Below are 25,539 nucleotides of genomic sequence, written 5' to 3'. Positions count from 1 at the left end.
CCGCGGACCATGGCATTTTGGCTAACGCGCGAACGCCGCGCACAGGAATCGAGTTTTATCCAGCGCTTCGACCCGCGTTTCTGGACCGTGAATTTTCCGCGCCCGGCGATGGCCTCGGTCATAGCGACTGGCGCAGATAGCATGCAGATCGACGTCGAACTGCATCACCAAGGCGAACTGGTCGGTCTGATCTGGGATAGTGTGGACAGTCTGGACCACCCACTGCTCGCCTATGAAACGATCCGCGATTACTCCAACACCATTCTGAATTTTCACTGGCAGTCCGAAGGCGTGATTGCTCTTGATGCGGTCAATGGGCCGACGCTGACCATCGAAGGACGCGATGCTGCTGGTAATCCACAGACCTGGTTTGTCAGGCTGTGGAATTACGCGGTCGGCACAGCCACCGATGCGGCCATTTCCTTGCCGTTTTCGCAGCTCGAAAGCGGCTTTGCATTACCCGGCACACCGATCTTCGCAGGCGACATTGACCGCATGTTCATCTCGCTGGTCGCCCCGGACTATGTTCCTGGGAGCGAGTTGCCTTTGCCCCAGCGTTTCAATGGCCGGGTGACGATTTCTCGTATCACCACTGACGGCGCGCATGGGATGCTTGAAATCGGTGACGTGCGACTGCCCATCCATGGGGAGCGCATCGCCACCGCCTATGATGACGGTTACAATCAGACCCCTGCAAGGTTGCTGCGCGGGGCAGTTGGTTTGGGCTATCGCACCGACCTGGTCCATTACGTCGGGATGAGCCATTTCATGCGGCTCTCCCGGCAAGGCGCGGCGCTGCTCGCGGCGACAGTCGGTGAGCTTTGCCAGCCCGCAGCAGAGTGGCACCGGAACTTTTTCGATATCGCCCACGCCAATGAATTCGAAGTGATCGCTTCGATTTCATACGAGCTGTTTGACGCCTATTGCCCGGAACCATGGAAGCAGCGCAAGGCTGATGGCACGCAAGCCCTGACCGGTTGGGTGCCGCCATCAACTCTGCTTTCTCCGGTGAATATTGAGGCGATGGCGTGGCTCAGGGTCAGCGCCCTGAGATTCGTTACCCTGCTGGAATTGTCAGGACAGCCGGTCCGAATGCAGATTGGCGAACCATGGTGGTGGACCAATGCAGAGGGTGAAATTTATCTCTATGACGACGCAGCACGCGCCGCCTTTGGCGGGGCGCCGCCGGAAATTGACGATCTGCGTCTGCCGCTTGGCGCTGATAAAATTGCCCTTCTCGATCAGGCGGGCGCGCTGCTGGCGCAATCGACCGCCGAATTGACCGCTGCCATTCGTGCAGCGTCGGGCGGGCTTGCCGAGGTCTTGCTGCTTGCTTTCACGCCTACAGTCCTCAATCCGCAAATGCCCGAATTGTACCGTGCAAATTTGCCCGCCGAATGGGCAATGCCCGCTTTCGACCGGCTGCAACTCGAAGATTACGACTGGCTGACTGGCGGGTTCGATGCGCTTCGCCGTGCCGCATACGCCTTTGTCGATGCCCGGCTGTCATATCCGGTTCAAGAGCAGGACTACCTCGCCGGGTTTGTGCTCGATCCCGCCAATGCGGAGCAGTTCTGGGCCCGGATCGATGCAGGGATTGACGAGGCGGCCCGACGGTCGATCGCCCGCCGATATGTCTGGGCCCAGCCCCAGATCAACCGCGACGGATATACCCGCCTGCCCTCAATCGGAGAGGACCCGATGGAAGCCTTTGACGACGTTCTCTACCCCTTTCCGCTTGGCCGCAGCACCGCTGTCGCACCGGAATTCTCGACCTCGATTTCGGTCACCGCCTCTGGGCATGAGCGGCGCAATTCGCTGTGGTCCGATGCGCGCGTGCATTTCGATGTCGGTCCCGGCATCCGTTCTGAAAGCGAGCTGTCGGAGCTAATCTCGTTCTTCCGCGCCCGAAGAGGTGCAGCAATCGGTTTCCGGATCAGCGACCCTTTCGATCACAGCTCGAATGGAATGACAGACTCACCGACGATGCTCGACCAATTGATCGGCATTGGCGACGGTCAACGCGCCGATTTTCAGCTGGTCAAATCCTATGGCGCCGGCGCAGACCCCCAGAAGCGTCCCATCACCCGCCCGCGCACCGAAACATTGCTGGTAAGCGTTGATGGCAATCCGGTGCTGGACTGGACGATTGGTTCAAAAGGTCTGCTAACCCTGACACAGGCACCTCCGGACGGAGCCGAGGTCCGGGCGGGATTTCTCTTCGACGTGCCGGTGCGCTTCGCCGAGGACCGCATTGACATCTCGGGCGTCAATTTCGACGCGGGCGAAGCGCCAAGCATCCCATTGATTGAGATCAGAGAGGAACTGTGATGCGCGTGTTCTTTGACCGGGAACTCGATACGGCAGCGACCTATTGGCGGATATTCCGACGCGACGGGATTGTCATCGGCTTTACCAGCCACGACCGTGACCTAGTGTTCGGCGGGATCAGGCACCGGGCTGCGCCAGGGATGGTACCTGCCGCCATTCGCATGACATCGGACCTGTCAGAAGACAGCGCGGGCGTAGACGGCACGCTAAGCCACGATTCGATCCGCGCTACCGATCTTGAATCCGGCCTGTTCGATCAGGCAAGCATCGAGATTGGCATCGTGGATTGGCAGGCATTCGATAGCTATGCGATCTATTCAGGAACCTTGGGACGGATCGAAGACGACCGCCGCGGTTTTTCCGCTGAGCTTAGATCAGCAAAGGCAATCCTCGAACAGGACCTTGTCCCGCGCACCAGTCCGACCTGCCGGGCCGTGTTCTGCGGACGCGGCTGCGGCTTGTCAGCGATCAGGTTTACGCAGCGGGTTAATCTCGCCGCATTCGACGCTGACCTGAACAGGGTGAGCTTTGATGGTTTGCCGAGCGCAAACTATATTGATGGGCAGGTACGATTTCTGGACGGGCCGCAAACCGGAATGGCGTTCGGTATCCTGAGCGCAAATGGCGGATGGCTGACCCTCGACCGGCCTCTAAGCGACCAGACATCCATAGGCACGCCCGCTGAATTGCGCGAGGGGTGCGATCACACTTTGGCAACATGCTCGGGCCGGTTTGGCAATGCGATCAATTTTCGCGGCGAGCCATTCCTCCCCGGCAATGATCTGCTCGCCCGCTATGGGCAAGGCGCAGGATGAGGCGCGAAAGGGCTCAAGGTCAAAGGCTGGCCGAAGCCGCAGCAGGATTTGTGGGCGTGCCATTCCGCCTGTTCGGGCGAGAACCAGCGCGAGGCCTCGATTGCGTCGGTCTTGTCCATGCAAGCTTGGCCGCGATGGGGCACAGACTGGCCGCTCCACAGGGCTACGGATTGCGCAACACTGCCCCCGAAGCTTGGTTCGGGTTCGCTGAAGTCGCGGGGTTTGAACAGGTCAAGGGCCGAATTGCTCCGGGCGATGTTGTAATGGTCCAGCCTGGCCCAGGGCAACAGCATCTCATTGTGGCCGAAAACGGCAATACTGGCATCCACGCACATGCCGGACTCCGGCGGGTGGTGCGCCAACCTATCGCCTTCCCCGATGCCCCCCTGGCTCACTGGCGATTACCCTAAACAAGCGAGAGGAAAGTCTTTTGGCCACTCTAATTCTTACCGCTGTTGGCACTGCCATCGGCGGGCCAATCGGCGGGGCAATTGGCGCATTCATCGGCAGGCAGACAGATGCTGCGATCTTCGGAGGCGGTTCACGTGAAGGTCCTCGGCTGCGTGAATTGTCGGTCACGACGTCAAGCTATGGCCAGCCCATACCCCGCCAATTTGGCAGGATGCGCGTTGCCGGAACGGTCATCTGGTCGACCGAACTGATCGAATCGACTTCGCGGCAAGGCGGCGGAAAAGGCAAGCCTTCGACCAAGACCTTCTCCTACTCCGCGTCATTTGCCGTCGCCCTTTCAAGCACGCCAATCGACCGGATTGGCAGGATCTGGGCTGATGGAAATTTGCTGCGCGGGGCAAGTGGCGATCTCAAGGTCGAAGGCATCATGCGAACCTATTGCGGCAAAGGGGATGACGCGATTGACCCACTGATCGCCGCAGACCGAGGCAATGAAGCGCCCGCCTTTCGCGACTGCGCCTATGCGGTGTTCGAAGACCTGCAATTGGGTGACTTTGGCAACCGGATACCGGCGCTGACCTTTGAAGTCTTTGCGCCGCAGGACACAGAAGTGTCGCTTGGTCAGCTTGTGCCACATAGCATGAATGTGTCCGGAGACATCGTGCTGGAGAATGCGCGCGGGTTCTCGGATGAAGGCGGGGCGATTGGCTCTTCGCTCGCGGCCATCGACCGCGTTTTCCCACTTAGCTGCGTGACCACCGCCGATGGCTTGCAATTTGCGTCAACATCCGCGCTCCCATCAGATGTTCCCACCTTGCCCGAACAACTGTCGCAGCGGGACAGCGAAGATGCTGATACGAAACATAAAAAGCGCAGCGGCAGGGTTGACCGCCAACCCCTTGCGCTGCGCTACTATGACGAAGGGCGCGATTATCAACCTGGCGTGCAGAGGGCGCTTGGCATGCGAGCCGATGGGCGCGAATCTATTGTTGACCTTCCTGCAGCGATGACCGCGCAAGGGGCGCGCCAGCTGGCCAACTCCAACGCCCATAGGTCACGCTGGCACGAGGAACAGGTGGTCTGGCGGATCGGCACGCTCGATCCGAAGATTGGCCCTGGCAGCGTGGTAAGGGTGCCGGAGACAAGCGGGTACTGGCTGGTTAAAAGTTGGGAATGGTTCGACCGCGGGATCGAGCTTGGCCTTGAACGGCTTGCACCTGAACTGGGCACAATCGTGCCAAGCGATGCCGGTGCGGCAAACACCCCTGTCGATCTTGCTGCGCCAGCGACCCTGCTTACCGCGCTCGAAACTCCCCCCAGCGGCACTGCCGATACCACCAACCCGGCAATCTTTGCAGCAGCAACTGCGAATTCCGCCGGATGGCGAGGTGCTGCACTGTTCATTGAGCAGGGCTCGGCGCTTGTTGGCATTGGCTCTACTGATGGTGTCCGCTCGATTTTTGGCACGCTGGCCGCCCCGCTTGGCGGATCGCCTTCAACCTTGATCGAAACATCTGCCGCCTTTGACATCGATTTGCCGGATGAAAGCCTTTCTTTCAGCAGCACCGATATGACCGGCATTGCGATGGGCCAGAACAGGTTGATGCTGGGCGGCGAACTCTTGCAATTCCTTAATGCGGAACCGCTTGGCGCAAACAGATGGCGGCTCAGCGGGCTGCTGCGCGGCAGGGCGGGGACGGAGGATGCTGCAGCCCTTGGCCATACAGCCGGAACGCTGGCGGTATTGATCGATGACAGCCTGACGGCGCTAGATAATTCGCTGGTGCCATCTGCTGCGGGCACCAGAATTGCCGCTATCGGTCGGGGCGACACAGTGCCTGTTTATGCCAGCTTGCAAAATGTTGGCCTGTCACGCCGCCCGCCGCGTCCCGTTCATCCACGCGCCGACGTGCTGCCAGACGGATCCTGGCGCCTCTGCTGGACTCGTAGGGCGCGCGGGCAATGGACCTGGCCGGACGGGATTGAGGTGCCGATCGTCGAAGAACACGAATCATACACCATCAGTTTTGGCGCAGAAGACACCGCATTTGCAGTTTGGACCCTATCAACGGCGAATTTTCTGATTTCGTCTGCGGAAAGATCTGATCTCTTGACTCAGTTCGGTGCCGGATCGCTTTGGGTTCGGCAATCGGGGACCTACGGCCAATCCAGCCCCCTGCATCTTATCACCATCACCTGAAATTCGGAGATCATCAATGGCTGTGTTGTCAATCTTTCCATCGACCACTGCGTGCTTTGCTTTGCCACTCCTATTTCCTGGACAGGCGCAAAAAGAGTTCTTCATCAACCAATCCCTCACATTGATCGACTTTGTGCTTCAATCGGGTGTCGAAGGATCGTTGTCAGCCCCGCCTCAAGACCCTGCGGAAGGGGTGAGCTACCGGATCAAGGCCGAAGCAACCGCAGAATGGGAAGGCCATGAAGATGAAGTGGCCGTACGAATTGGCGGCACTTGGCACTATATCAGTGCCCAATCTGGAATGACATTGTTTGACCGTCAGGCAGGACGGTTCCTCCATTACAACTCTGGCTGGCAAATTGCCTCGGAACCACTGCGGCCAACAGGCGGCGCCGTGATTGATGCTGAAGCAAGGCAGGCCTTGGACGATTTGGTCGAAGCTCTTAGGAACATGGGGATTTTCGCGAATCCTTGATGGTCGAGAATTGACCACGATTTCCCAGTTATTCAAAATCATTGTCAAACAGTTGCAATTTTTGGAAGCAGAACCGGCAATCGCGGCATTCTTGCAACAGTTCCGCACCATTGATTGCTTGCCACTCACCGGGGGAGAAGTTAGAGACAAGAAGCGCCTCAGACCTAAAGAAGGGGAATTTTAGAATGCGTAAACTTGTCATCGGTTTGACGATGGCTTCGACCGCACTCACCGCGCCCGCCATGGCCCGTGAAGGCCAATGGTATATCCAGGGCGATGCTGGTGTGATGCTGGTCGAAGACGTCACTTTTGATGTGGACGGCAATCCTGGCGATGCCATTGCTGATCACGATTCGGGCGGCGACTTTGGTGGGGTAGTCGGCCATGATTTCGGCGGATTCCGTCTCGAAGCAGAAGCCAGCTATCGCACCGCGGAGCTAGAAGAAGTATTTGCTGGCACCGCTGGCCTTGCGCTGAACCCATCTGCTAACGCACCGGGCGGTATCAACACTTTCACCGGATCGCGTGACGCGCTTGGTGAAACTGATACCCTTAGCTTTATGCTGAACGGTCTGTTTGACTTCGGTTCGGACGACGGGCTTCAGGCATTTGCAGGTGCCGGTATCGGTGTTGCTCGCGTCGACTTTGATGGCCGCGTGAATTCGAATGGTCCCGGAGTGTGGAACGATTCGGACACAGGTCTGGCGTGGCAATTGCTGGCTGGCATTCGTGCCCCGCTTAGCGATAGCTGGGATGTTGGCCTTAAGTATCGTTACTTCAACGCTGAAAACGTTAGCTTGATTGATCCGCTCGGTCGTCCGCTGGAAACCGACATGAGCTCGCATTCGTTGCTCGGGTCGATCATCTACAACTTTGGTGGAGAGGCTCCGCCGCCACCCCCACCCCCACCGCCGCCGCCTCCGCCGCCGCCCCCACCGCCTCCACCTCCGCCTCCGCCGCCACCGCCGCCACCGCCGCCGTGCAACACTGGCCCATACATCGTCTTCTTTGATTTCGATGAGTCAGTCATCACAGCAGACGCAGCGACGATTCTCGACAATGCGGTTACGGCATATGCAAACTGCGGCGCGGCCAATGTCATGCTCGCTGGTCATACCGACCGTTCAGGCAGCGTGACCTACAACATGGCGCTTGCTGGACGTCGCAACGCTTCGGTTCGTTCGTATCTGACGGGTCGCGGGATTCCCGACGGTCGCATCAGCGGCGAAGCATTCGGTGAATCGCAGCCTCGCGTTCCCACCGCTGATGGTGTGCGCGAATTGCAGAACCGCCGCGTCGAAGTGACCTACGGTCCGGGTTCGGGCATGTAAGGTTCGGCCTTAACTGGCAGACAAATTGAGGGGCCGGAGAGATCCGGCCCCTTTTTTGTGCTTTTGCAAAAGCCGCTTTTGCTCCGCAGAATAGCTGAGAGCGTCGGCATCCACCCTACGCTCGCTGGACTGATGCACGTCAATTCTGGCATCACTAAAAAGCGAGAAATTGGGCAAGCCTTGACCATGCTTAGAAACGAATCGCCCTTGCAACCACAGTCAAACTTCAGCGAGCTGGCAGCCAACTTGAGCTAGACAAGTCACCAATCACGATCGACCAGTTCGATCCCCGTGATTAGGGATCCGCCAATCTCTCAACCCGTTGGCCCTGAAGGCTCCCCTGCGAGGATGGCACGGTCCAGTACAGTGGCATTCGCTTTGGGAACCAAGCGAATTGCGGCGATCAGCAGCCCAAGACCAAATGGTGTGATCCACAAGGTGGAGAGCACACCGATGCTCAAATTCCCGTCATTCTGCGCTGAGACATACCCGGCAGTATAGGGACCAAGCGCCAGCCCCACGAGCGTCGTTGCCAGAAAGAATGTCGCAGTCGCTACCCCCCGCATTCTTGGCAGGACAAGCGCCTGACTGCTCGCTGCCGCCGCTCCCAGTGCCGATGCTGCCAGCGCACCCACCACCACATTCAGGATAATAAAAAGCGTAAAGCTGTCTGTGGTGTATTGCACAACTGCAAACGGAATCGGTGAAAGAAGGCCGAACAGAATCACCCAAATTCGGCCGGCAGAAGTGCGTGTGAACAGGTAGTCAGCCATCCGCCCGCCCAGAATTACGCCCAAGAACCCGCCCGCCGCGCCGCCACCGCCCAGCCAAAAGCCAAGTTCGCCCTTCGACACATCGAACACGCGCTCGGCATAGGGTGCGCCCCAATATGAGGCGGAATAGGCCATGAACGCGACCGTTCCATAACCCAGAATGGTGCAGAGAAACGCGGGCGACCCCCACGTCAGCGCAAAGGTCGGATAATCACGCTGTCGCAATGCGCTCGCCCAGCAAAAGACCGCGTAGTAACCCACTGCCAGCAGCGTCCATTGATCGGTAATCCATGGTATGATCAATCCCCCGCCCGATTGCAGCACTTCGGTGAGGGAGTATGCCACCAGGAAAGCCAGCAGCAACACTACGATATTGAGGATCAAGGCCCTACCGCCCCGCATCGCCGCCCCGACGAAGGTAAAGGGCGGTATCACCGTGTAAAGTTCGCGCACGAAACTGCGGAACGGGTGCGGATCTCCGGGCGTCGGAAGACCATCCATTGCACCGCGCACAGGCTCACGCAGGCTGAACACCCAGATCGCCAGCAACAGCCCCGGCAATCCCACCACGATGAACGCCGCCTGCCAACCAGCCAGGTTCAGTGGGCCACCGTCGGGATAGGCAGCGTTCCAATTATCGACCACCAAGCCGCCAAGCGCGAGCGATACCCCTCCGCCGATATACAGGCCTGAACTGTAAATCGCGAGCGCGGTTGCACGCAACCTCGCCGGAAACCAATCCGAAATCAGCGAATAGGCCGAAGGACTTGCCGTCGCCTCCCCCACGCCGACGCCGATGCGCGCCACGGTCAATGTGCCCGCGTCTCGTGCAAATCCCGAAGCCGCAGTCATCGCTGACCAGACCGCAAGCCCCAGCGTCATCAACCGCACTCGCTTCCAACTGTCGGCCAGCTTGCCCAGCGGGATTCCGAAAAGTGCGTAGAAAATGGCAAAGGCAGTGCCGTACAAAAAGCCCAGATAGGCATCATCGACGCCAAGATCCGCCTTGATATCATTGGCAAGGATCGAAAGTATCTGGCGGTCGATGAAATTCAGGACATAGACGATCACCAACACGCCGAGCGCATACCAGCTGTAAGCTGGAACGGGTTGGTTGGCCTGATCGACAGGATCAGGTTTCGCGGTAACGTCTTGATTCAAAGGATTTCCCCCGAGAGAGCTCTTATGGCCTTGGGCTACGGCATTGTGCCTGCCTCATTCTGAATATTGGGTGCTATCTTTTATTCCCGCTTCCGCAAAACCCTTTCTGCGCAATCGGCAAGAGTCGCAGCTCCCGCATGCCACCCCTTCGGATGTAGGATCATAGCAGGACCAGCTCCACGCAGGATCGAGGTTCAGGCGATCACACTCCCTCGCAATATCGGCTTTGGTCATATGCTGAAGCGGAGCATGGATCGTGAATCCTCCACCCTGAACGCCCGCTTTGGTCCCCAATCGCGCGGTTTCGGCGAAGCTTGCGATGAATTCCGGGCGGCAATCGGGATATCCCGAATAGTCCAACGCATTGACCCCGATGAAGACGTCATTTGCACCCGATGCTTCCGCACAAGCGGTGGTCAGTGCAAGGAAAACCAGATTTCTTGCAGGGACGTAAGTGACAGGGATATCGTCCCCCACCCCATCTTTGGGAACAGCAATCGCATCGGTCAGCGCCGATCCGCCGAACGCTCTGAGATCCAGTGAAATTTCGACATGACCGGCAAGGCCCAGCGTCTTGGCAATAAAGCTTGCCGACGCCAGTTCGCGCCTGTGCCGCTGACCATAATCCACAGTCAGGGCGTGAACGGCAAATCCAGCTTCGAGTGCCAATGCCGCGGTCACCATCGAATCGAGCCCGCCAGACAGAAGCACCACCGCCTTCGGATTTCCAGACAGCATTTCGTAGCCAGAAGGAATCTTTGTCATCGGCGCCGGATTAACGCGAATGCCCGAATTGGCAACGTCTTCCTTGAATGTGCACCCAAGCCTGCTTCCGGCTCAGTCGTCGATCAACAGCTGCCAGTGCGGCGAGCTTCGGCGGCAAGCTGAAATGGCATTCCTCCTGCGATACCCTGGCTTTCGATCTGCACCAGCGCGCCGGTTTCCTTGCGGATGTTGGTTCGCCCATAGCCATTGCCGGGACAGGTGTATTGCACCGTCACGCGGTTGGCCGCATCCTCCACGACAAAGCGGCTGCAACCGCTTTCGGTGTGACGCAACTGAATCAATTCTTGCCCGGTCCGGATGCAGATCTTCTGGTCTGCCGAGCCATCGCGGTGCTTGATCGTCCATTCACCCTTGGTCAGACCGCCGAGCATCGCCAGACCGTCTGACTGGGCAGCCACAGGCAACGCCGCACCCAAGGCGATCATGCCCAATGCAGCCACAAATCCGATTGGCGAAATGGAAGCGCGTGTTTTCATGTTGCTGATGTCACCGAAACCTTTCTCAATTTCTTGGAAATAATAGCGCCATTACGATGAGCCGTTGCTGAACAGCGACGAACCGCTAGATCTCCAAGGCAAAGGTCTTTGCGCAAAACGCGCAATCGACCGCGATCACTCCATCGTCGCCGCGCATTTCATCGCGCTCCGTAGCCGAAAACCGTGCGATCACCGATACGTAATAGTCTGCGCTGCACCGGCATCCGCGCGATATTACCGGGCCGGGCTGCACGCGAATTTCCTCTTCTTCGTGGAACAAGCGCCAGGCGATGGCTTCCAGTGAAAGCGCTGGATCAAGCAGTTCATCGTGGCTGGTCGTTCCCGCCATGGCCAACACATGTTCCCAATCGGGATGGTCGAGGCGGACATGCAACCTTTCGCGCCCTTCCTCTCCATCGGCGAGATGCTGGATAAGCAATCCAGCGGCCACACGGTCATCGCCGCAAGATCGGCTGGCAACCCGAATCATGGTCGGTATTTGTTCCGACTGGCTGAAATAGGATTCGCAAGCCTCGGCGAGCGTATCCCCTTCGAGCGGGACGATCCCCTGATAGCGTTGCCCACCTTCGGTCTCGAACGTGATCGCCAGAAAGCCCTCGCCAAACAGCGCGGCAAGGGACGGATTGGCACCGAGATTTGCGAGCCGCGGGCCGTCAAAGTCGGCATATCCGCGCAGCTTTCCTCCACGATAATCACACACCAGCAGCGATACCACGCCCGCCTGTGTCTGTGCCTGCAAAGTCAGTTGCGCGTCTTCGCCATCGTCCTTGAGCAGCCCTCCCATCAACGCTGCCAGCACCAGAGCCTCGCTCAAAAGGTGGGTGACAGGCGCCGGGTAGTCATGGGTGGAAAGAATCTCGTCAATTGACGAATCGAGCCGCACCGCCCGTGCCCTCGCGCCGCGCGCCGGAAGGGTAAAGCCGAGCAATTTGTCCGCAAAGGTTTCGCGCTGAATATCCATGGCCCGCCATATGGTGACTGGACGCTGCGGCGTTAAGCCCCTTCGTGCATTCGTTCTGCCACTGGGCCGATCAAACCCTTAGCCGAGCAGCCCGAAACACCAGAGCAGCACTGATTTTTGCGCATGTATGCGGTTTTCCGCCTCATCGAAAACCACCGAACGGGGCCCTTCAAAGACCGCTTGCGAGACCTCTTCCCCGACATGCGCCGGCAGGCAATGCAGGAACAGCGCATCGGGCCGCGCCTTCGCCATCATTGCTTCATTGACCTGATACGGCGCCATGGCGCTGCGCTTTTCGTCTGCATCCAGTTGCCCCATTGATATCCAGGTATCAGTGACGACGACATCCGCGTCGCTTGCCGCTTCCCCGGCGTCCTGTGTCAAAGTGACCGCTGCACCGCCCGCGCGCGCCATTGCGACGAATTCGGGATCGGGTTCATAGCCCGCAGGAATTGCCGCGCGGACATTGAACTTGAACAGCCCTGCGGCTTCCAGCACCGAATTCAGCACATTGTTGCCATCGCCAAACCACGCAAGCTCCAGCCCCGGCAGCGCCTTGCCCTGTTCGATCACCGTCAACAAATCGGCGACGATCTGGCACGGATGCGAACGATCGGTCAGGCCGTTGATGACTGGAACGCAGGCGTGACGTGCCATCTCCTCGACCTTGGAATGATCATCGGTGCGCAGCATGATGGCATCGACCATACGGCTAAGTACCCGCGCAGTGTCCGCGATGCTTTCGCCGCGGCCAAGCTGGCTCGACCCCGCCTCCAGAATCAGGACCGTGCCGCCCAACTGACGCATGGCAATATCGAAACTGACGCGGGTGCGGGTCGAATTCTTCTCAAACACCAGCGCCAGCACGCGGCCCGCCAGCGGCGCATCGCGATCGGCCTGCCCTTTCGGCAGGCGTTCCCGCACCGATTTCCGGTCGAGCGCATCGGCGATCATCGCTGCGATCGCATCGGCCCCGGCGTCGCCCAGTTCGATGAAATGGCGGTTGGGCTCGGGCAGGTTCATCAAGCTGGCTCCGGCAGGGTAAAGCTCGCAGCACCTGCCGAAAGCTTTTCAAAGAATTCGTCGATCTCGGCATCGCCAATCACCAGCGGCGGGATCACCCGCAAGGTCTGATCGCCCGCTGCGACGGTCAGCAATTGGTGATTGTCGCGCAGATGCACGTAGAACGGGCGGCTTTCGACCTTCAGCCTGATCCCCAGCATCAATCCCTTGCCCCGGACGAGATCGAACAGATCGGGATAATTGCCGATGAATTGTTCCAGCCGGGTGCGGATGCGTTCGCCTTTTTCGCTGACCTCGGCGAGAAATTCCTCATTCGCCACCGCTTCCATGACCGCGCTGCCCGCCGCCATCCCCAGAGGGTTACCGCCATAGGTCGATCCATGCGTGCCAAAGGTCATGCCGCGCGCTGCTTTCTCCGTGGCAAGAACCGCGCCGAGCGGGAAACCACCGCCCAGCCCCTTGGCCGTGGCGAGAATGTCGGGATCGATCCCGTAATGTTCATGCGCATAAAATTTGCCGGTGCGCCCGACGCCGCACTGCACTTCGTCCAGCACCAGCAACAGATCGTGTTCGTCGCACAGCGCGCGCAGCCCTTGCATGAAAGACTGCGAAGCCGGACGGATGCCGCCTTCGCCCTGTATTGGCTCGACCAGAAAGCCCGCCGTGTGCGGCCCGATCAAGGCTTTGGCAGCCTCCAGATCATCAAACTCGGCATATTTAAAACCGTCAAGCAGCGGTGAAAAGCCGTGATGCATCTTGGTCTGATTCGAGGCGCTGATCGTCGCCATCGTCCGCCCATGGAAGGCATTGGTAAAGGTGATGAGTTCAAACCGATCCGCGTCCCCGGCATCACCAGCGTTCTGGTGATAGGCACGCGCGGTCTTGATCGCGCCTTCAACCGCTTCCGCGCCGGAATTGGTGAAGAACACGGTGTCGGCAAAGGTGTGGTCGACCAATTGCTGTGCCAGCCGTTCGCCTTGCGGGCTGCCATAAAGGTTGGAGACATGCATCAATTCAGCCGCCTGCTGCTGAATCGCGCCGATCAATCCCGCGTGCGAATGGCCCAGCAGATTGACGGCAATGCCGCTGGCAAAATCGAGGTAGCGGGTGCCGTCTTCGTCAATCAGATGGCAATGTTCGCCGCGCACGGGCCGCACGCCGCACCGGGGGTAAACGGGCATAAGCGGAGGTATGGACATAAAATTTCCAATAGTCTGAATTGTTGGAATTTGGGCCTAAACGCAAATGGCGGCCCCTTGGAAAAAAGGGCCGCCATCGCAATTGTTATGCGCCGCGCCCGTGATTGGTCAAGCGGCCGACAATGCTGAAAGGATTACTCCTGCACAGGCACAAGGTTGACCGCGGAATGTTTGCCACGTCGGTCCACTTCGAGATCAAACTGGAAACGGTCGCCTTCGTTGATTGCCGAAAGACCCGAGCGTTCAACCGCGCTGATATGCACAAAGGCATCCGGCTGACCATCGTCGCGCACCAGAAAGCCGAAACCCTTCATCGAATTGAAGAATTTGACCGTTCCGGTTGCCTTTTCCCCCGTAAGCTCACGCTTGGGCGCGCCGGCGGGAGCGGAAGGCGAAGCCGCCGATGCCGCAGGAGCCGCAATCACATCGCCAATGATCTGGAGGTCCTGCGCCGAAACTTTCCCGCCGCGATCGACCAGATTGAATTCCAGTTCCTGTCCCTCAGCCAAGCCTTCGAGACCCGCGCGTTCGACTGCACTGATGTGCACGAAGACATCTTCGCCGCCGGTTTCCTGCTGGATGAAGCCAAAGCCCTTTTGAGCGTTGAAAAATTTCACGATGCCTTTGCCCGTGCCGACAACCTGCGCGGGCATGCGGTTGAAACCGCCGCCGCCGCCGCCACCGCCGGGGCCGCCGCCACCACGTGGGCCGCCACTGCTGCCGCCGCCGCCGAAGCGGTCGCCGCCACCGCCGCCGCCGCCGCCGTAGCGATCACCACCGCCGCCGCCGCCGCCACCGCCATAGCGATCACCGCCACGATCTCCGCCAAAATCATTGCGCGGCGGGAATCCATCACCGCCGCCGAAAGGATCGAAACCGTCCTCGCCGAATCCGTCGCGCTTGTCCCGACCGCGCCGACGTCCCCTGTCGTAACCCATATCCTAAGTCGTACCCTATCACGCCGCCCGATATTCCAATGCGCTGGTGACGAGGGCAACGGGTCGCACCATGCACAGACAGCCTGCCGGACAAGCCGGGTCTATCTTCGTTTGCGGTACATAGCGCAGAAATCGGCGCTATGCGAATGATTTAACCCGCAACGCCCTTATCGCGCAAAAATGTGACATTTTCGAAAGCGGCAAGACCGCACCGCGCTTGCATGACATTGCGCTGGCAGGCAAAAGCGGCGTGATCCAATCCTTTGGGAGGTCCAACTTGTCCGATTTCCGCACCCTGTCGCCGACCGTGTTGGCCAGCCCGCAAATATCTCTTGAGGATATCGAATCGGCAAAGGCGGCTGGGGTGACGCTGATCGTCAACAATCGGCCCGACGGCGAAGAGCCATCCGCGCCGCAAGGAGACGCAATTGCCGCCGCAGCAAGCGCCGCAGGTATAGGCTATCTCGCCATCCCCATCGACCATACAGGTTATGGCGAGACGCAGGTCGATGCCATGGCCGCCGCGCTGGCCGATGCGGAGGGCAAAGTTCTGGCCTATTGCCGATCAGGCACCCGTTCGACCTTCCTGTGGTCACTGGCACAGGCCAAAGTCGGCGCGGCGCCCGATGACATCGCCACTGCGGCGCAGGCTGCAGGTTATGACATCACCCCGGTCAGACCGTTGCTGGACCTGCTTGCCGCCAAAGCGAATTAAGCCCCGCGCGCCCTCTTACTCGCGGTAATCCAGCGGCGGTTCACGGTCGCCCAGCAGCGAGCGATAGACGTAGTTCTCACCCCGCGAAGCGTCGAATTCCGCGCGGGCGGCGCTGCGCATTTCGGGATTTGTGAACAATTCGACCGCCATCAACGCCATCGCCTTGGCCGCGACCTGCGCGCCTTTGTGACCGATCGAATGGCCGCTGGCGGCGACCGCCTGCCAGCTGTGGGCGCTGGTCCCCGGCACCCATGTTGCGGTGCGCACGCCAACCGTTGGCGTCGCATAGGACACATCGCCCACATCCGTCGATCCATATCCCAGACTGCGGCTATAGGGTTGAATTTCGGCGGCACTGTCGAGCGGCTGCGCGGCATCGCCCAAAGATTGCTGCAATTCCTCCGCCCAAGCCCGCTCCGCCGGAGAATAGATCACCCCGCCAACCATTTCGAGCTTGGCCTGCATCGCGCGGGCCAGCGTTTCGTTGACCAGCAGCGGGTTGTTGCCGTGGATCACTTCCCATTCAACCTGAGTGCCAGTCCCCAGCGCCGCGCCGCGCGCCGCATTTTCGAGCCGGTCCCAGATCGCCTCGACCCCCTTGGGATCAGGATGGCGGACATAATAGAACACTTCGGCGAAATCGGGGACGACATTGGGCGCATTGCCGCCGCTGGTGATGACATAATGCATTCGCGCATCCTGAGGGATGTGTTCGTGCATCATATTGGCCATCATGTTCATTGCTTCGACCCCGTCGAGCGCGCTGCGTCCGCGTTCCGGCGCGCCTGCGGCATGGGCAGAGACCCCGGTAAAGCGAAACTTGGCCGACCGATTCGCGAGGCTGGTGCGCGCCGCCGCGCTGTTTTCGTCATCGGCGTGCCAGTGGATCGCCACATCGACATCATCGAACATGCCTGCGCGGGTCATATAGACCTTGCCCGAACCGCCCTCTTCCGCCGGTGTGCCATACAGCCGGATGCGGCCCGGCGTGCCGGTTGCCTCCAGCCATTCCTTTACCGCAATCGCCGCTGTCAGCGAACCTGCGCCGAACAGATTGTGCCCGCAGGCGTGCCCCGCGCCCTTGCCATCGACCGGATCGCGGCTGGCAGAACCGGACTGGTTGATCCCCGGCAACGCATCCATTTCCGCCAGGATTGCGATCACCGGACCACCTTCGCCCCATTCGGCGACAAAAGCGGTGGGGATTTCGGCAATGCCGGGAGTGATGCGGAACCCCTCGCTTTGCAGTTCGGTCTGCATCAGCCCGCTTGACCGGGTTTCAAGATAACCCAGCTCGGCAAATTCCCACAATTGCTGCGCCACGCGCGCGGTCCGCTCGGCATCGGCCTCCACCGCAGCAACCGGATCGGGCGCGGCGTGATTATCGGCGGTGAGCGGGGTGCCTCCCAACAGGGCGGCGCCCATGCTGGCGATTGCGAGTGATCTTACGGTGAACTTCATGCGGGTCTCCTCATACACCTGCTTGCCGCAAATCACGCGCTATGCCAATCCTTGGGCTGAGGAAACTGACGCTATGGAAATCCCACCGCTGCTGCTGCAAACCGCCGGGTCGCTGGCGGCGATACTCGCGCTTTACGGACTGGCCCGCGCGCTGCGGCTGGGCGGGCAAGCCGGGCTGCGCGACGAAGCGGCGGTGCGGCAGGCTGCGCAAGAAATTGAGGACGGCTTTGATGCACAGCGCATTTCCATCGCGCGCGCGGAAAACGCCGCCTTGGCCAAGGACCCGGCGGGCCGGATCATGGTCATCAAGCGTCACGGCAACCGCTTTGCCGGCCGGGTGTTAACCCCGGCGGCGCAGACGCGCGAAGAGGTCGATGCGCTGGTGGTGGACTGCGGAGAGCGAAGCTTTGGCCCGGTCCGTATGTCGATCAATGATTCTGCGGCTTGGGCAGACGCGATAGCCCGGCTATAGGCTGCAATCACGATGCCCGAATTCTCCCCCACCCAATATGCCGTGCCGCTGTTCGTGGTTGCTGTTCTGGCTGAAATGATCTGGGCGCGGCTGCGCGCTCCTGAAGCGTATGAGCCGATGGACACACTGGTCAGCCTCGCCTTCGGGCTTGGCTCAACGGTCGCGGGCGCGCTGTTTGGCGGGTTTGCGCTGTATCTCTTCATCGAAGCCTATGAATATCGTATCTTCGATTTTGGCGCGGAATGGTGGGCCGTGTGGTGGGCGTGGCCGCTGTGTTTTGTGCTCGATGATCTCAAATATTACTGGGTCCACCGCGCCGGGCACCGCATCCGCTGGATGTGGGCGGCACATGTGAACCATCATTCGAGCCAGCATTACAACCTTTCCACCGCGCTGCGTCAGACGTGGACCGGACCGTTTACGTTTGGCCTGCTGTTCGCTCTGCCGCTGATCCTGCTCGGTTTTCATCCGTTGATGATCGCCATCGTTGGTGGGTTCAACCTAATCTACCAGTTCTGGATCCATACCGAGGCGATCAAGCGGATGCCGCGCTGGTTCGAAGCGGTGATGAACACACCCAGCCATCACCGCGTCCACCACGCGACCAATCCGCGTTATCTCGACCGCAATTATGCCGGCGTTTTCATCACCTGGGACAAGATGTTCGGCACGTTTGAGGCTGAGCGGGACGATGAGAAAATCCGTTACGGGATCGTCAAACAGCTCGGCAGCTTCAACCTGCTATGGTCGGTGTTCCACGAATGGATCGGGATGCTGGGTGATATCTGGCGCGCGCCCATGAGGCACAAATTGTCCTATCTCCTGCGCGAACCCGGCTGGAGCCACGATGGCAGCCGCGAGACATCGGACATGATCCGCGAAAGATGGCGCGCGCGGCAGGGGGAGCCGGGCGCCGAGCCCGTAATTTCAGTTGCGCCCGGAAACCCGATTGCAGGCTCGCACGAAGCTGCCTAGTCTCCCTGGCCAAAGGGAGAGAACATGGAGAGTTTTGATTATATCGTCATCGGCGGTGGCAGTGGCGGCAGCGCGGCCGCCGGGCGGCTGGCGGTCGATGGGACGCGGCGGGTGTGCCTGATCGAAGCGGGCGGGCGCAACGACAATGTGCTGATCAAGACCCCCGGTTTCATGCCCTTCATCCGCAATTCGTCCAATTACAAATACGACACCGTGCCGCAAAAGGGGCTGAATGGACGCATCGGCTATCAACCGCGCGGCAAGGGGCTGGGCGGATCATCGGCGATCAATGCCATGGTCTATATTCGCGGAAACAAATGGGATTACGACAATTGGGCCGCCCATGGCTGCTCCGGCTGGGCCTATGACGATGTGCTGCCCTATTTTCGCAAGGCCGAGGCGAACGAGCGCGGCGCGGATGATTTTCACGGCGCAGGCGGGCCTTTGTTCGTTTCCGATCAGCGTTCGCCCAACCCCACCAGCCGCGCCTTTGTCGAAGCAGCGGCAGAGTTGCAATTGCGCACCAATGATGATTTCAACGGCGGGGTGCAGGATGGCTTTGGGCTGTATCAGGTCACTCAGCGCGATGGGGAGCGCTGGTCTGCCGCGCGCGCCTATGTTGAACCGATCCGCGCGCAGGGCAATTTCGCAGTCCGCACCGATACTTTGGTCGAACGGCTGGTGATCGAACAGGGCCGCGTCACCGGGGTGTTGGTGCGCCGGGGCAAATCCAGCGAGATGATCTATGCGCGGCGCGGCGTGATCCTGTCGGCAGGCGCGTTTGGGTCGCCGCAAATCCTGATGCTGTCGGGCATTGGTCCGGGCGAGCATTTGCGCCAGCACGGCATCGACGTGGTCATTGACCGCCCTGCGGTGGGTGCAAACCTGCAAGACCATATCGACTATGTCTCCGGCTGGGAAACCACCAGCGACGTGCCGATTGGCGGCACGCTCAAAGGCACATTGAAAATGGCGGGCGCGATCATCGAACATCGGCGCAAGCGCACCGGCGCGATGACCACATGCTATGCAGAGGCGGGCGGATTCTGGACCGTCATGCCCAATAGCCCCGTCCCTGATGTGCAATGGCATTTCGTCCCCGCCGTGCTTGAGGATCACGGGCGCGAGAATGTGAAGGGCTACGGCTTTTCGCTCCATGCCTGTGTGCTAAGGCCCGAGAGCCGTGGGACCGTGCGGCTGGGGTCAGGCGATGCCGCCGCCGCGCCGGTGATTGACCCGAATTTCCTCGCCGATGACCGCGACATTGCGACCTTGCGCGCAGGCGTTCGCCTGTCGCACCGGATTGCCGATGCGCCGCCCTTGCAGGCCTATGGCCCGACCGATCGTCACCCGGTCGATCTGAATGATGGCGCCGCACTGGATGCGTTGATCCGGGCCCGCGCCGATACGGTCTATCACCCGGTCGGCACCTGCCGCATGGGCGCAGACGAAGCCGCCGTGGTTGATCCCACTCTCAAGGCAAAGGGTGTCGAAGGTCTGTGGATCGCGGATGCCAGCGTGATGCCCAAAATCGTCAGCGGCAACACCAACGCGCCGAGCATCATGATCGGCGAGCGCTGCGCCGACTTTGTAAAGGCGAACGAAGCGACCTACGCATAGATAGCTTTGCGCGCCCGAACCAACACCCTACCGCATCTGCGGTTCTGATTCGGCACCGAGGGCCGCAAGGGCACGTGCCCGCCCGCAGGCGCTCTGCCGTAAGGCAGAAGCAGCGCCGAGGACGCGGCCTCGGCTGCAGCCACGGATGCGGCTGCGCAAGGCCTAGACACAAAAAAGGGGCCGAAGCACTTGGCTCCGGCCCATCGTCAGTTGATTGTTCGCAGGAGGAACAAGGTGAGGCGGGGGAAGGGAAGAGGAGAGAGCCTCCCCCCGCCAAACGGTTGATTAATTGTAGGCGCGCTCGCCGTGTTCGACGATGTCGAGGCCATCGACTTCGGCCTCTTCGGAGACCCGCAGACCGATGGTCAGCTTCACCAGATAGCCAGCAATCAAGGTGCCGATACCGGCCCAGGCGATGGTCACGATTACGCTGAACACCTGCACGCCAAGCTGATCGACAAGCGGGGTGGAGCCGTCGCCGGGGCCGCCCAGAAACGGCTGGTAAACAACCGCCGTCCCGATTGCGCCGACGATCCCGCCAATGCCGTGGATACCGAAAGCATCCAGCGAATCGTCATATCCGAACTTCGCCTTCACCTTGGCCACGAACACGTAACAGATCGCAGAGGCGAGGATGCCGAGCAGGATTGCGCCAAACGGGCCGCTGTTGCCCGCTGCCGGAGTGACAGCAACGAGGCCCGCGATCACGCCGGAGCAGAAACCCAGCGCCGAACCCTTGTGTCCCGCAGCGCGTTCGATCACCATCCAGGTCAGCGCGCCCGCCGCCGTGGCGACGAAGGTGTTGATCATGGCGAGACCAGCCGAACCGTCCGCTTCCAATGCCGAACCGGCGTTGAAACCGAACCAGCCCACCCACAGCAAACCGGTGCCGACCATGGTCAGCGTCAGGCTATGCGGCATCATCGGTTCTTGCGGCCAGCCGCGGCGCTTGCCCAGCAGATAGGCGAGCACGAGGCCCGACACACCAGCGTTGATGTGCACCACGGTGCCGCCCGCAAAATCGAGCGCGCCGTCTTCGAACAGCAAACCGCCGCCGGCCCACACCATATGTGCAATTGGGAAATAAACGACAGTCAACCAGATCGGCACGAACATCATCACCGCGCTGAACTTCATCCGTTCCGCCGTCGCGCCCAGGATCAGCGCAGCGGTGATCGCGGCAAAGGTCATCTGGAAACTGATGAAGACATATTTGCTGATGACTTCATCGGTGAATGTCGCCGCCGTGCTGCTGGCATCGGTGCCCGCCAGGAAATAGCTGCCCCCGCTAATGAACAGGCCCAACGTGCCTTCGTAGGTCGTGTCGCCAAACGCCAGGCTATAGCCCCACATCACCCAGATCAGCATAGCGAGACACGCGGTCGCGCCGATTTGCGTCATGGTCGAAAGCATGTTCTTCGACCGGGTCAGACCGCCATAGAACAGCGCGAGGCCGGGCAGGATCATCAACATGACCAGAACGGTGGCGGTCATCATCCAGGCGTTGTTGCCCGGATTGGGTGCCGCCGGAGCCGCTTCGGCCACCGCTGCCGCTAAAGCGGGCTGCGCCAGCGCAGTCGCCCCGGCGGCCAGAACGGCAAATTTTGCAAGAATGTGTTTCATTGTCCTTTGCCCCCTTAAAGCGCGGTTTCGCCGGATTCGCCGGTGCGAATGCGGGTTACCGAAGCAAGGTCGAGTACGAAGATCTTTCCATCACCGATCGCTTCGGTGTTGGCGGTTTGCTGGATCGTTTCGACCACCTGCGCAGCGATGTCGTCGCTGGCGGCAATCTCGATCTTCACCTTTGGCAGCATGTTGGTGGAATATTCCGCGCCGCGATAAATTTCGGTCTGACCTTTTTGGCGGCCAAATCCTTTGACCTCGGAAACGGTCATCCCTGCGACCCCGATGGCGCCCAGCGCTTCGCGGACCTCATCGAGCTTGAATGGTTTTATGATGGCGATGATGAACTTCATCCGTGCCCCCTTTGGCTATACCGGCTCATCCGGCTGGCTCTGGGATTGCAAGGGGCGTGCCACATTAGTGTAACAGGGCTGACGCTCCGGAATTTGGGCGGAATCCGGGCAGAATCTGGGCGGCATCCGGGCAAGTTCAGGCGCGCACTTCGCAACTGCACAAAAATGCGTGCCTAAAACTTAATCATTTGGTCATAAATTAGGCAAGAACGTAGGTTTCGACGCATATTCTGCGCATAATTGTTATCTTGTGACGCCTGCGCCTATTCGCCCGCAATATAGCGCGCGGAGGCCCGCGTTTTCAGCCCGTCGATGCTGACCGTGCGGCGCGCGGTCTTGGCCTCCCACTCCGCCGGGTCGGTCTGGCGGTGCGCCTTCTTCAGCGTCTCGCGCTCACCCTCCATACTCATGAAGGGGACGCCCCAGCCGCAGCTGGTCTGCACGCTTTCGATATCAATCACAAAGATCTGGCGGGTGCCGGGCATCAGGGTGAAATGCGCGGCCAATTCTTCCCATCCGTCATCCTGCGGCAAGACCGGCGTGCCCCGCCCGTAAATCCGCAGGATCAGCGCGGGGCGATCAAAATTGCAGAACATGATCGTAATCCGCCCCTGATCGTGTTGCGGTGCAACCAGATGCGCGTGGGTTTCGTTGCCCGATCCGCCCAGATCAAGATAAGCGACCTTGCCTGGCTCCAACACCCGGAACGCATCATAGCCCTTGGGACTGAGATTGATCCGCCCATCGGACGCCGCAGTGGCGACAAAGAACACCGGCTGTTTCTCGATCATGGCGACGTGTTTGGGTTCAAGTGCGCTGAAAAAGTCAGCCATGGCCGTGTCCTTGAAAGTTAGAGAAAGTCGCGCAGCACCCCGATGAACCGATCGAACTGATCGTGGTGGAGCCAATGGCCCGCCTGTTCGAACTCGATCACCTCGGCGGTGCTGAAATGCTTGATGCGCCCATCCTTCGCTGGGTTGGAGGCCCAGCTGTCCGCCCCGTAAAGCAGCAGGGTCGGACATGCGATCGCCGCCCATGTCGCCTCAAGAAATTCGTCAGCGACATCCTCGACGCCCCAGACATTGAGGTGCGGATCGAATTTCCAGCTATAGGTGCCGTCTTCATTGCGGTTAACCCCGTGAACGGTCAGATGCCGTGCCTGATCCTCTGTGAGGTAGGAGTTTTCCTCGATCATCCGGGCAAAGGCTGCCTCTATCGTCGCATATTTGCGCGGAATGCGCCCGGCGGCCTTGCGCTTTTTCTCGATCCATTCGGCCATCCGCGCCGGATAGGGGACCGCACGCTGCTTTTGCCGCATTTCGGGTGATGGCCCTAGCCCTTCGATCGCAACCAGCTTGGTCACCATTTCGGGGAAGGTGCCGGAATAGCGCAGCGCCACATTGCCGCCCATCGAATGGGCCACGATCCGCACCGGTCCCACACCCAACTGATGGATCAATTGCGCCAGATCATAGACCATATCGCCCGCAGAATAATTTCCGTCCGACACCCAGTCGCTATCGCCGTGGCCGCGGTGATCCATGGCGATGACGTGGTATTCCTCGCGCAGCGCCTCTGCGGTCCAATCCCAGCTGCGCGCATGATCGCGCCCGCCGTGGACCAGCACCAGCGGCGGCTTCCCGCGCCCCTTTTCTCCGGCACCCCAGTCGAGGTAGTTCAGCCGGAGGCGCTGCGAGATGAAGGTCTGCGAAGTGGGTCCAGTGTCGTGCATGGGCGATGCCATGCCGCGAACCTCGCTGTCTCGCAAGACTACCTTTCCTTCGTCGCCGAAAAGACCAGCTCGGGGTTCTTCTCAACCTGGTAATTCACGTCCCACGGGCTTTTCGCCATGAACACCAGATCGCCGTCGCGGTCGCGGGCCAGATTGGCGCGGTTGAACCCGGCAAATTCGTCGAGCACCTTGGCCTCACCCTTGACCCAGCGCGCCGTGGCAAAGGGCGAAGCCTCCAGCGCGGCCTCGACCTTATATTCCGCCGACAATCGCGATATCAGCACCTCCAGCTGCAATTGTCCGACAACGCCGACAATGTGCTGCGCGCCGATTTCGGGATAGAACACCTGAATCACACCCTCTTCGGACAGATCATCCAGCGCCTTGCGCAGCTGTTTGGTCTTGGTCGGATCTTTCAATTGCACCCGGCGCAGGATTTCCGGCGCGAAATTGGGCAGGCCGGTAAAGCGCACCTCGTTTTTCTCGGACAAAGTATCGCCCACGCGCAAGGTGCCGTGGTTGGGGATGCCGATAATATCGCCCGCCTCGGCGGTGTCGGCAATCTCGCGGTCCTGCGCAAAGAACAGGATCGGCGAATGGATTGCAATGGGTTTGCCCAGCCCGCTCGGCGTCAGCTTCATCCCGCGTTTGAACGTGCCCGATACCTGCCGCATGAACGCAATGCGGTCGCGGTGGTTGGGGTCCATATTGGCCTGAACCTTGAAGATGAAACCGGTCACCTCGTCACGGCTCGGCTCGATCTGTTCTTCCCCTGCAGGCTGCGGGCGCGGCGGCGGCGCGTGTTTCGCAATCGCCTCAATCAATTCGGTCACGCCAAAATTCTTGAGCGCCGAACCGAAATAGACCGGCGTCAGATCGCCATTGCGATAGGCCTCCAGATCAAATTCGGGATAGCCGCCGCGCGCCAGTTCGATTTCATCGGCATATTCATCGGGGATCGCCGGGTCGCTGTCGCGCTGCCCCAGAAATTCCTTCGACGGCCCTTCGGGACGGCTGACCTTGCCGGTCGCAAAATCGAGAATGCCCTTGAACTGCCCGCCCATGCCGATTGGCCACATCTGCGGGCTGACATCAAGCGCGAGCATATCCGCAACCTCGTCGAGCGTTTCGAACGGGTCGCGTCCTTCGCGGTCAACCTTGTTGACGAAGGTTATGATCGGCACGCTGCGCAGCCGGCAGACCTCGAACAATTTGCGGGTTTGCGGCTCAATCCCCTTGGCCGCGTCGATCACCATGATCGCGCTGTCGACCGCGGTCAGCGTGCGGTAGGTATCCTCGGAGAAATCCTCGTGCCCCGGCGTGTCGAGCAGGTTGAAGGTTACAACCTCGCCGTCTTCATTGGCGCGCTCAAAGGTCATCACGCTGGAGGTGACCGAAATCCCGCGCTGCTGTTCGATCTTCATCCAGTCCGAACGCGCGCGCCGCGCCGCGCCGCGCGCCTTGACCTCGCCCGCCAGATGAATCGCGCCGCCTTGCAACAACAGCTTTTCGGTAAGCGTCGTCTTGCCCGCGTCAGGATGCGAGATGATCGCAAAGGTTCTTCTGGTGCTTTGGGGGCTGGAGGTCATTTCAGATACCAATCACAAATCGCCATGCTGAACTTGTTTCAGCATCCATCCTTCGAATCTCACGGATGGTGCTGGCCGGAAAATGGACCCTGAAACAA

General features: G+C 60.1%; 23 protein-coding genes. 10 read left to right on the top strand and 13 right to left on the bottom strand.

What is annotated here, in order from left to right; genetic code table 11:
• Positions 1-9: 9 nt before the first annotated feature.
• The 6 genes from ACM64M_RS02165 (at position 10) to ACM64M_RS02140 (ending at position 7,563) form a co-directional block, all read left to right on the top strand.
• Positions 10-2,331: a DUF2460 domain-containing protein gene (locus ACM64M_RS02165; RefSeq protein WP_416226993.1), complete on the top strand. Its 2,322-nt coding sequence runs from the start codon at positions 10-12 to the stop codon at positions 2,329-2,331.
• Complete coding sequence (locus ACM64M_RS02160; protein WP_416226992.1) at positions 2,331-3,146, top strand: DUF2163 domain-containing protein; 816 nt, start codon at positions 2,331-2,333, stop codon at positions 3,144-3,146. The genes ACM64M_RS02165 and ACM64M_RS02160 overlap by 1 nt, the downstream gene beginning before the upstream one ends.
• Positions 3,143-3,556 carry an NlpC/P60 family protein gene (locus tag ACM64M_RS02155; protein WP_416226991.1) on the top strand — a complete coding sequence of 138 codons (414 nt, stop codon included), beginning with the start codon at positions 3,143-3,145 and terminating at the stop codon, positions 3,554-3,556. Before ACM64M_RS02160 ends, ACM64M_RS02155 begins: the two co-directional genes overlap by 4 nt.
• 20 nt (positions 3,557-3,576) lie before the next feature.
• Complete coding sequence (locus ACM64M_RS02150) at positions 3,577-5,757, top strand: phage tail protein (RefSeq protein WP_416226990.1); 2,181 nt, start codon at positions 3,577-3,579, stop codon at positions 5,755-5,757.
• Positions 5,758-5,773: 16 nt separating this feature from the next.
• Complete coding sequence (locus tag ACM64M_RS02145) at positions 5,774-6,232, top strand: DUF2793 domain-containing protein (RefSeq protein ID WP_416226989.1); 459 nt, start codon at positions 5,774-5,776, stop codon at positions 6,230-6,232.
• Positions 6,233-6,417: 185 nt separating this feature from the next.
• A complete protein-coding gene (locus ACM64M_RS02140) occupies positions 6,418-7,563 on the top strand; it encodes an OmpA family protein (RefSeq protein ID WP_416226988.1) in 1,146 nt (381 codons plus the stop codon).
• 314 nt (positions 7,564-7,877) lie between these two features.
• Here ACM64M_RS02140 and ACM64M_RS02135 read toward each other — a convergent pair whose 3' ends face one another.
• From ACM64M_RS02135 to ACM64M_RS02105, 7 genes are all read right to left on the bottom strand, one after another.
• Positions 7,878-9,497, bottom strand: a complete 1,620-nt coding sequence (locus ACM64M_RS02135; protein ID WP_416226987.1) for an MFS transporter — start codon at positions 9,495-9,497, stop codon at positions 7,878-7,880.
• Positions 9,498-9,551: 54 nt separating this feature from the next.
• Positions 9,552-10,262 carry a 7-cyano-7-deazaguanine synthase QueC gene (gene queC, locus ACM64M_RS02130; RefSeq protein WP_416226986.1) on the bottom strand — a complete coding sequence of 237 codons (711 nt, stop codon included), beginning with the start codon at positions 10,260-10,262 and terminating at the stop codon, positions 9,552-9,554.
• 83 nt (positions 10,263-10,345) lie between these two features.
• Positions 10,346-10,759: a DUF3617 domain-containing protein gene (locus ACM64M_RS02125; protein ID WP_416226985.1), complete on the bottom strand. Its 414-nt coding sequence runs from the start codon at positions 10,757-10,759 to the stop codon at positions 10,346-10,348.
• An 85-nt stretch (positions 10,760-10,844) separates the two neighbouring features.
• Positions 10,845-11,741: an Hsp33 family molecular chaperone HslO gene (locus tag ACM64M_RS02120; RefSeq protein ID WP_416226984.1), complete on the bottom strand. Its 897-nt coding sequence runs from the start codon at positions 11,739-11,741 to the stop codon at positions 10,845-10,847.
• Between the two features lie 78 nt (positions 11,742-11,819).
• Positions 11,820-12,764, bottom strand: a complete 945-nt coding sequence (argF, locus tag ACM64M_RS02115) for an ornithine carbamoyltransferase (RefSeq protein WP_416226983.1) — start codon at positions 12,762-12,764, stop codon at positions 11,820-11,822.
• The gene (locus tag ACM64M_RS02110; RefSeq protein ID WP_416226982.1) at positions 12,764-13,963 is read right to left on the bottom strand and encodes an aspartate aminotransferase family protein; all 1,200 of its coding nucleotides are present in this window, start codon (positions 13,961-13,963) and stop codon (positions 12,764-12,766) included. The genes argF and ACM64M_RS02110 overlap by 1 nt, the downstream gene beginning before the upstream one ends.
• A gap of 134 nt (positions 13,964-14,097) precedes the next feature.
• On the bottom strand, positions 14,098-14,901 hold the full coding sequence (locus ACM64M_RS02105) for a cold-shock protein (protein ID WP_416226981.1): 804 nt from the start codon (positions 14,899-14,901) through the stop codon (positions 14,098-14,100).
• Positions 14,902-15,178: 277 nt separating this feature from the next.
• Between ACM64M_RS02105 and ACM64M_RS02100 the strand changes: the two genes are divergently transcribed.
• The gene (locus ACM64M_RS02100) at positions 15,179-15,616 is read left to right on the top strand and encodes a TIGR01244 family sulfur transferase (protein WP_416226980.1); all 438 of its coding nucleotides are present in this window, start codon (positions 15,179-15,181) and stop codon (positions 15,614-15,616) included.
• A gap of 15 nt (positions 15,617-15,631) precedes the next feature.
• Here ACM64M_RS02100 and ACM64M_RS02095 read toward each other — a convergent pair whose 3' ends face one another.
• On the bottom strand, positions 15,632-17,077 hold the full coding sequence (locus ACM64M_RS02095) for an amidohydrolase (RefSeq protein ID WP_416226979.1): 1,446 nt from the start codon (positions 17,075-17,077) through the stop codon (positions 15,632-15,634).
• On the opposite strand from ACM64M_RS02095, the gene ACM64M_RS02090 reads away from it, so the two are divergent.
• Genes ACM64M_RS02090 through ACM64M_RS02080 form a run of 3 tightly spaced genes read left to right on the top strand, consistent with a single transcriptional unit; the run spans position 17,076 to position 20,144 of the window.
• Positions 17,076-17,549 (top strand): hypothetical protein, encoded by a 474-nt coding sequence (locus tag ACM64M_RS02090; RefSeq protein WP_416226978.1) that lies wholly within the window; start codon positions 17,076-17,078, stop codon positions 17,547-17,549. The genes ACM64M_RS02095 and ACM64M_RS02090 overlap by 2 nt on opposite strands.
• Positions 17,550-17,561: 12 nt before the next feature.
• A complete protein-coding gene (locus ACM64M_RS02085) occupies positions 17,562-18,524 on the top strand; it encodes a sterol desaturase family protein (RefSeq protein ID WP_416226977.1) in 963 nt (320 codons plus the stop codon).
• A gap of 24 nt (positions 18,525-18,548) precedes the next feature.
• Positions 18,549-20,144: a GMC family oxidoreductase gene (locus ACM64M_RS02080; protein ID WP_416226976.1), complete on the top strand. Its 1,596-nt coding sequence runs from the start codon at positions 18,549-18,551 to the stop codon at positions 20,142-20,144.
• Positions 20,145-20,429: 285 nt separating this feature from the next.
• Here ACM64M_RS02080 and ACM64M_RS02075 read toward each other — a convergent pair whose 3' ends face one another.
• The 5 genes from ACM64M_RS02075 to ACM64M_RS02055 all read right to left on the bottom strand — a co-directional run bounded on the left by ACM64M_RS02075 (position 20,430) and on the right by ACM64M_RS02055 (position 25,441).
• The gene (locus ACM64M_RS02075; protein WP_416226975.1) at positions 20,430-21,767 is read right to left on the bottom strand and encodes an ammonium transporter; all 1,338 of its coding nucleotides are present in this window, start codon (positions 21,765-21,767) and stop codon (positions 20,430-20,432) included.
• Between the two features lie 14 nt (positions 21,768-21,781).
• A complete protein-coding gene (locus ACM64M_RS02070; protein ID WP_416226974.1) occupies positions 21,782-22,120 on the bottom strand; it encodes a P-II family nitrogen regulator in 339 nt (112 codons plus the stop codon).
• Positions 22,121-22,383: 263 nt separating this feature from the next.
• Entirely contained in the window at positions 22,384-22,953 is a 570-nt protein-coding gene (locus ACM64M_RS02065; RefSeq protein WP_416226973.1) for a pyridoxamine 5'-phosphate oxidase family protein, read from the bottom strand.
• 17 nt (positions 22,954-22,970) lie between these two features.
• Entirely contained in the window at positions 22,971-23,852 is an 882-nt protein-coding gene (locus tag ACM64M_RS02060) for an alpha/beta fold hydrolase (RefSeq protein ID WP_416226972.1), read from the bottom strand.
• Between the two features lie 38 nt (positions 23,853-23,890).
• Complete coding sequence (locus ACM64M_RS02055) at positions 23,891-25,441, bottom strand: peptide chain release factor 3 (RefSeq protein WP_416226971.1); 1,551 nt, start codon at positions 25,439-25,441, stop codon at positions 23,891-23,893.
• Between the last annotated feature and the right edge of the window lie 98 nt (positions 25,442-25,539).

Source organism: Qipengyuania sp. ASV99, from assembly GCF_047872805.1.
GTDB lineage: Bacteria > Pseudomonadota > Alphaproteobacteria > Sphingomonadales > Sphingomonadaceae > Erythrobacter.
Note: the sequence above shows the minus strand (reverse complement) of the source record. Positions and strands in the feature narration are given on the sequence as shown.